Here is a 7,449-nt window from a genome sequence, read left to right on the forward strand (position 1 = left end):
ACCACGAATGGACAGCGCACAAGGCCATGGGCCTCAAGGCGGGCCTGGATCCCGCGGTGATAGCAGCCATCGCGGCCCGCCGCACGCCGGAGTTCAATGACGAGCGGCAGCGTGCAGTCTATGACCTCTCATCCACCTTGCTCTCGACCGGTCGGGTGCCTGACCGCCTCTATGCGCGCGGCGTTGCACGGCTTGGCCAGGACGGCGTGGTTGAGCTGGTCGGTGTACTGGGCTACTACTGCCTGGTATCGCTGACGCTCAATACCTTCGAGCTCGGGCTGCCTGGCAGCATCGCGCCGGAACTCAACGATCCGGACTTCTCGCTCGCTACGGAGACACCATGAGCAGCGCGTCGCAGTTGCACAACCTCGTTCGCCAGGATTGGCTGGCGACACAATGCGAGGCGGCGCTTGATCCTGGTCAGCCGATAGTCGATGCGCATCACCATCTATACGACCGCCCGGGCGCGAGGTACTTGATGGATGAGATGCTGGCCGATCTGCGCGGTGGCCACGATATACGGGCCACGGTGTTTGTGCAGGCACGCGCGATGCTTCGCGCAAGCGGACCAGAGGCAATGAAGCCCATCGGCGAAACGGAATTCGCCAATGGTGTTGCAGCGATGTGTGACAGCGGCGCCTATGGCAGCGTCCGCTTGTGCGCTGGGATCGTGGGTTTCGCCGATCTGCGTCTCGCGGACGCACTTCGGCCCGTGCTGGAGGCCCACATCGCGGCCGCCGGCGGCCCGGTATCCGCTGGTGGTCGATTCCGCGGAGTGCGTCAGACCGCCGCGTGGGATCCCGATCCGAATTTGTTGAACGCCGCCTATCCGACCAGCGAGGACATGCTGGACACAAAGGAATTTCGCACAGGGTTCGCTTGCTTGGCCGAACATGACCTCAGCTTCGATGCATGGCTTTTCTTCCACCAGATTCCGCGTCTCACAGCGCTTGCGCGTGCCTTCCCTGAGACACCGATCGTGCTTGACCACTGTGGCGGTATCCTTGGGATTGGGCGTTACACCGGTCGGCGCAAAGAGGTGCACACTCAATGGTTCACAGCTTTGCGTGAGCTTGCCACCTGCCCTAACGTGATGGTCAAGCTTGGCGGATTAGGCATGCGGTTGTCTGGCTTTGGATTTGAGTCCCAGGAACGCGCGCCATCCTCAATTGCGTTAGCAGAGGCCTGGCGGCCCTGGATCGAGGGCTGCATCGATGCCTTCGGCGCTGCGCGCTGCATGTTCGAGAGCAATTTTCCTGTGGACAAGGGCAGCTATAGCTATAGCGTCGGCTGGAACGCCATGAAGCGCATCGTGGCCGGCGCTTCCGCGGAGGAGAAGGCAGACCTGTTTTGGCGAAGCGCTTCGCGCTTCTATCGCCTCCCGAAGATGGAAGCTCCTTGAGAAGGCGACGCTCCGACCGCGAATACCCTGTTGCGACTTTCCCGTTCTCGAAGGCGAAACAGAGAGCCCCAACAACTGACAAACAAACTGCACTGCATCGCCCATTTCCAGGCTGGCGGCTCTTCTCTCAAGATCTAGGCCCTCCGCAGCTCTGCGTAGTTAGGTTAGGATCTTAGAACGTAAGAGCCTTCATGAATCCACTCCGGTCTTAGGGCTTTCGCATTTTAAGGCGTGCAAATGCAGGAAACAAAGAGGATCAACGGATCGTGAAAACCACCCCCCCCGTAACAAGACAACATGACCTCGCGCAGATGGAGGACGTCTTCCGCGAGCCTGCCGTACCGGCTCACCTGCGCAAGGTCGCACCGACGTCGTTCGCTGCAGCTACCCGGTACTGGCAAACAATTCTCGCGGGCGAACATCTCTCACCGCGACTCAAGGAGCTGATCCTCGTCGCCCTGCATGCATCGGTGACGTCAATCAATATCGCAGGTATCCGACGCCATATTGAACGCGCTCAGGCGGCAGGTGCGTCCATCGAAGAGGTACTGGATGTGCTTGTCTCCATTGTTGGAGTCAGCAACCACGCCTTGTATACCGCGGTACCGATCTTGATGGATGAGTTGAAGGCTGCCGGGCACGAATCTGCCACTTTGCCGGAAGCGTCTCCGGAATCCGAGGCGATTAAGAACGAATTCATCAAAACGCGTGGCTACTGGAATGAGCTGCGAGACATGCTTGCGCGACTAATGCCCACCTACTGCGAGGCGCTGTCCGAACTATCGATGGCCCCCTGGAAGCAGGGCGTGCTCAGCGCAAAGGAACGAGAGTTGATCTATATCGCGATCGACTGTTCGGTAACGCACATGTACGAGCTCGGTCTCGCAATGCACATCCGCCATGCCCTGCAGCATGGCGCCACCCGAGACGAGATCCTGGAGGTCTTTCAGCTCGCCGCGCTAATGGGACTGGAGGGGTATATCTTGGGCGCTGAGGCATTGTTTAGCGGACTAGCCGCGCCTGCTGACGTCTGCAGCTAGGGAGGTAATCTCTCGTCCCCCCGCATTCCCATTATGCTGCCATCAACGCGCATTTTGGGCTTGAACCTGTCTCGTGTTCCGAGATCATGTCCTGCATCTGCAGTGGCGCGGTAGTGCATCTTCTGCCGTCCCCGGATCGCGTGATTGAGGAACACCACCAGCACACACAGACCAACACCTCCTCTTTCAGCCGCGACGACGCCTGCGACCTAACGCTCTGTTCGCGATTAGCTGCACTGCGCTCCATAAGCGCAATCTGGTTTCATTGCTGCTGCAATTGACGCACTTGCCTGCTGGCGCGCACGATGGGATTTCAGACGAACCAGGCGCGATATGGGCTGCGAGAAGTGCAAATGACACGCTCGCCGCCCTCGGTCCATCCTTTAAATCAAGGTCAGCGCACGCCGCCAGAGGTCCGACCACAACATCCGTCCGTTCATCATCGGCTACGACTCCCTTCCTGGTGCGGACCAAGCCACGCTGCGACTGGTCAGACGCGAGACATCCCGGTTCGCGTGCGTAGGGCGTCCGTGCGTGCCAGGGTCTTTGACCATGCCGAACTCGGAAGTGCAGCGTGACCGACTCACGGGCGATGCCTGTAAGCCCGTCCGTGAGCGATGGCCGCGCTCGTCAGACGGGGGCCGGCGCTAGGTCCGGGGTCTGTTACGGCCCACTGCCCCTCTCCTTCCAAGCGGGGTCCTTCCCTCCGCGCCCTCCGCCGCTGGTCATCCCAGCCTGGTTCGGGCGCTTCACAGGTACTACCACCCGTCCGCCTCCTCGCACCTTCCCTGACAGCTTCGCCTCCTCGGCTTCCCGTCACGGCCCTGGACCGTCGACGACGGCTGTGGGCGGAGCGAGGTCTCCCAGGTTCAGACGTGTTCCCTTCGTGCGTGACGTGGCCCTAGACCCCGGCGGAGCGACAGGACCTCGCATATCGGTCCCGCACGGTTGCCTTCGATACCATTGACGGTTTTGGCCTCCGCAAAATCGCCATTTCGAGTCTCACTCCCACTACCCGCACGATCGCTGTGTACGCTTCGCCGTGGTCGTCACCGAACACGACGCAACACTCGCTACCAGGCGCGCGCTACCCCTTACCTGGACAGGAATTGCACCGGCTGGACCACGCCAGCTTGCCTGGCGCACCAATGGCTGGCCCGCACGTTCCCACACCGATGCTTTGTCGACCACCTCGCGGTGCCCTGCGCACGACTCAAAGCCGATGTGGTTCGCTACCCCCCATCGTAGTGGACTTTCACCACCGACTCCTTGCCGGTCTTCCAGTCCTCTCAGAACTTATGGCGGATACCGACGGCGGCACCAAACATATTGTTCTTGGTCGCGCCCAACGGGTACCCATTGGCGAAGTTGATGGACGCAGTGTCGAGAGTGAGACCGGCGTACTTCGAGTACGCGGTAGTCAGGTACAAGTCGGTACGCTTGGACAGAGTGTAGTCGGCGATGAACATGACCTGCCACGGATTGGCCGGGTTGGTTGTGATGCCGCCGACGGCTACGGGCCTGAAGTCCTGATAGAAGTAGTCCAGCGTCAGGCCCAAGGCCGCAGTGACCTGATAATTTGCGCCGACCCAGTACATATTGTCCCGAACGACGGTCTGCCCGGATTGATTCTTGGACTGACCATAGCGGTATCCTGCCATGAGCTTGGCCGCGCCCACGGCATAGCTCCCCGCGACGGTAGCCTTCTTTACACTACCGGTGCCGAGAAAGGTGGTGCCGTTGCTAACGCTCGGGTTGGCCTGATCGTAGGCGACCGTTGCCCCGAACGGGCCGGCGATATAGGTTGCTCCGACACCGTAGCCCGTATCGCGACGAAATTGACCCGGTACCTCACCCCCGCCGGCCACGCCATTTCCAAAGGACCAGTGAGCTCCCAAGGTCAAGGGGCCGAAGGTGCCCTTGTACTTGACCGTGTTGTCCGAGCGGAGGTTCAGGCCGAGGAGCGCAAAAGTCGGTTCATACAGACCCGAATAGGCGGCCGGCGAGAAGTTTCCCAGCGCATCAAACATCGTAGTGTACTGGCGACCGAAGGTGAGCGCGCCGGCAGCTTTGCTCTGCAAGCCGACAAATGCCTGACGACCAAACAGACGACTACCTTGTGTCGCCTGGCCATTGTCCAGGCCGAAACCGCCTTCCAGTGCGAACAACGTGCTCAGGTCATTGCCAAGTCTCTCCTCGCCCCGCAGACCCCAGCGCGAACCGGAGAGGCCGCCGCTATTCTGCGAATAGCTGGTACCGGAGCCTCCGCCGGGTTTTGCGAGATTGGTTGTAAATCCAACGTTGGCATCAGCCACACCATACAGCGTGACACTCGACTGCGCCTGTGCCGAGCCTACGAATGCCCCTAGCGCTGCCAATGCGAAAAGCGATTTCTTCATACCAGGTTATCTCCCCTATACTTATTTGATTATTCAATGGCTGATCGGGAAACCTCCAGCATCTCCAATCCCTGTCAGCCAAATCTTCGCGGAAGTAGAAACGTACCGCGATAAGCAACCTCAACTCGCTGCGCCAGCGGCTGACGCCGAGCTGTCCTGCATGCGCCATGCATCCAATAGCTCATCATTGGGGCGAGCGATCCCGCCTCATCGAACGTGAGGTCCTTGGATTTGCAAATGGATGCGGCGTTGTCAGTTCCGCTGCTGCGGAACAGATCCTTGACGTGAAGGCCTGCGATCTCAAATGTTGAGCCGGCGGGCTCGGATAACCAGTTTCCCTAAATGCAAACCGTCACGATTTACTCGAAACCGAGACCCACTCTCAGCCGCTGGTCTGGTCCCAAACGTCCGCGCCCGAGCGGAAGCGCATTTCGTCAACCGATGGCTGCCAACATCTCCGTCAGTTCGGACGGCATCAGGATCATCGCGTCGTGCCCGGTTGGGATCTCCAGATAAGTCCATCCCGACGTGCTCTCGGCCAACTCTCGCGATTTCGCGTTGACGGCAAATAACGGTTTCGAGCACGCTATGTAGGTCGCTGGAAGCCCGTTGCACAACGGGTTCTCCAACTTGAGATTGTCGAAATAGGTTTGCAACGGGTGAGGGGTCAGCTTCGTCTGCAGCCAAGCAGCCATCCGCGGGTCGGCGATGCCGAAGTACTCCGGGCCGTTGGGCGGAATGCTCAAGCCGTTCCCTCCTTCCATCGCCCGCTGCTTGTACCTCTCGATAAGTTCAGGCGGCAACTCGTCCGCCGGCGACTCGCCCGACTGTAGAACCTGCGAGTCGAGGTGCACGAGGTGCCGCAAACGCTCGGGCATCCGATCGGCTACACCCGACACAATGGAACCGGCAAAGCTGTGGCCCACCAGGATCACTTCATTAAGCTCCTCGAACTTGATCACCTGCGCTATGTCCTCAATGAAAGTGTCCAACGTCGGTTTAAATGACATCAGGTGAGAACGCTCGCCCAACCCGGTCAGGGTAGGCGTATAGACGGTATGGCCAAGCGCCCGAAGACCGGCCGCCACATATTTCCAACACCAGCCACCATGGAAGCCACCATGAACGAGCACATATGTCTTTTCTTGCGAACTTGTACGCGTACGGGCCGGGTCAGCGACTTGCGAATTTGCGAAGTCCATGGGTTATCCTTTAACGACTCTCCTGAGTCTGTTGGAGTCGCGCTACCTGTTCCTATCGCGCGGCACAGGATGATGACTTACTGACGCTTTGGCAGCTTCAAGTCTTCCGCAAGCTTAGCCATCTGCCCCAGCTGCCCTTTGAGGTATTTGTTGAATTCATCGGGGGACATCGTCATGGGCTCGCTTCCGTCTGCGCGGAACTTCTCGACCAGTTCCTCGCTGGACACAGCGCTGCGCAGTGCCACGGATAGACGCTGCAAAACATCCTTCGGGGTTGCGGCCGGGGCGAGCAAGCCGAGCCATGAGTAGTAGTCGGCGTTGTGCACGCCCTGCTCGGCAAACGTTGGGACGTCCGGCAGGGACTGAAGCCGCTTAGTCGACGAAACTCCGAGAGCCCGCAACTTTCCAGTCTTGATGCTGCCAGCGCTCGTGGCGGAGGTATCGAAGAGCATGTCAACGCGTCCGCCCATGATATCGGTCATCGCGGCCGAATTGCCTTTATAGGGCACATGCATCAGATCTAGGCCAGTCTGCTTCAGGAAGATGGCGGCGCCGATATGACCCGGCGTTCCAACCCCTCCGGATGCATAAGTCATCGTCTTGGGATTTTGTTTCGCCCGAGCGATGAACGACGAAAGCGTTTTGTCCGGCTGTTGGGAGCCGACGACGAACACGAAAGGAAACTTAAGGATCGGCCCAACGCCGGCGAAGTCCTTCTCGAGATCGTAACCGGGTTGCTCCATCAGTGCCGGCCACACTGTGATCCCATCGCTCTGGAGCAACAAGGTGTAGCCATCGGCTGGAGCATCTTTCACCAGTCGGGTGCCCAACAGGGTGTCGGCGCCTGGTCGATTGTCCACTATTACGGGCTGCCCAAGATTCTCCGCCATCTTCTTGGCTACGAGCCGGGCTGTCACATCGGCCAGTCCGCCGGCAGCGGAAGGCACCACAATTCGCACGGTTCTCGTTGGAAACTGGCTCGTTGCAATGGCCGAATGTGCACCGCAGAAAACGAGAGCCGCTGCGGCGAGACAGTGCTTAAGCCGCGCCTTTTCCAAGATTTTTTTCATAGTGCTGTCTCCATGTATTGTTGTAGTGAAGTTGTTGACCGATCAGAGCTAGGTCGGCGCGCCTGCTCGCGCATTTGCAAACAATGCACGATGCCGAATAGTTTTCCCAAGAGTCGCAGGCTCAGCCCGCAACCCACAAAGGCGTCAGTCCAAGATCGTCATGACGATATCTCCGCGCACTACCTTTGCCGTGGCCTCAGCCACGTGCCGCCTTGATGGCGTTCTGAAGGCGATTGGGATCGACGGCGATTTGTACGCCGGCCCTCTCAAGTTGCAGCTTCAGGAATGCGCGGGAATCCTGCTCCCCGAGACCTCGAGCCAGGGCTTCGGTCATCT

Annotated in this window: 6 protein-coding genes; 3 read left to right on the forward strand and 3 right to left on the reverse strand. The window is 59.4% G+C overall.

Translation table 11 applies throughout. From position 1 onward, the window contains the following. The 3 genes from AC3FKH_RS34275 to AC3FKH_RS34285 form a co-directional block, all read left to right on the forward strand. Nucleotides 1-344, forward strand: a 344-nt coding sequence (locus AC3FKH_RS34275) for a carboxymuconolactone decarboxylase family protein (RefSeq protein ID WP_488680119.1), incomplete at its 5' end; no start/stop codon positions are given. Then, nucleotides 341-1,402, forward strand: coding sequence for an amidohydrolase family protein (locus AC3FKH_RS34280; RefSeq protein ID WP_488680121.1), 1,062 nt, complete (start codon nt 341-343; stop codon nt 1,400-1,402). The genes AC3FKH_RS34275 and AC3FKH_RS34280, both read left to right, overlap by 4 nt. 266 nt (nt 1,403-1,668) lie before the next feature. Beyond that, nucleotides 1,669-2,442: a carboxymuconolactone decarboxylase family protein gene (locus AC3FKH_RS34285; RefSeq protein ID WP_488680122.1), complete on the forward strand. Its 774-nt coding sequence runs from the start codon at nt 1,669-1,671 to the stop codon at nt 2,440-2,442. Between the two features lie 1,289 nt (nt 2,443-3,731). On the opposite strand, the gene AC3FKH_RS34290 is transcribed toward AC3FKH_RS34285, so the two are convergent. From AC3FKH_RS34290 to AC3FKH_RS34300, 3 genes are all read right to left on the reverse strand, one after another. Next, entirely contained in the window at nt 3,732-4,841 is a 1,110-nt protein-coding gene (locus AC3FKH_RS34290; protein ID WP_488680124.1) for a porin, read from the reverse strand. 434 nt (nt 4,842-5,275) lie between these two features. Beyond that, entirely contained in the window at nt 5,276-6,043 is a 768-nt protein-coding gene (locus AC3FKH_RS34295) for an alpha/beta fold hydrolase (RefSeq protein WP_488680125.1), read from the reverse strand. Between the two features lie 77 nt (nt 6,044-6,120). Next, complete coding sequence (locus AC3FKH_RS34300; RefSeq protein WP_488680127.1) at nt 6,121-7,113, reverse strand: Bug family tripartite tricarboxylate transporter substrate binding protein; 993 nt, start codon at nt 7,111-7,113, stop codon at nt 6,121-6,123. Nucleotides 7,114-7,449 lie beyond the last annotated feature (336 nt).

Source organism: Cupriavidus sp. 21MJTG02-4 (assembly GCF_057798975.1).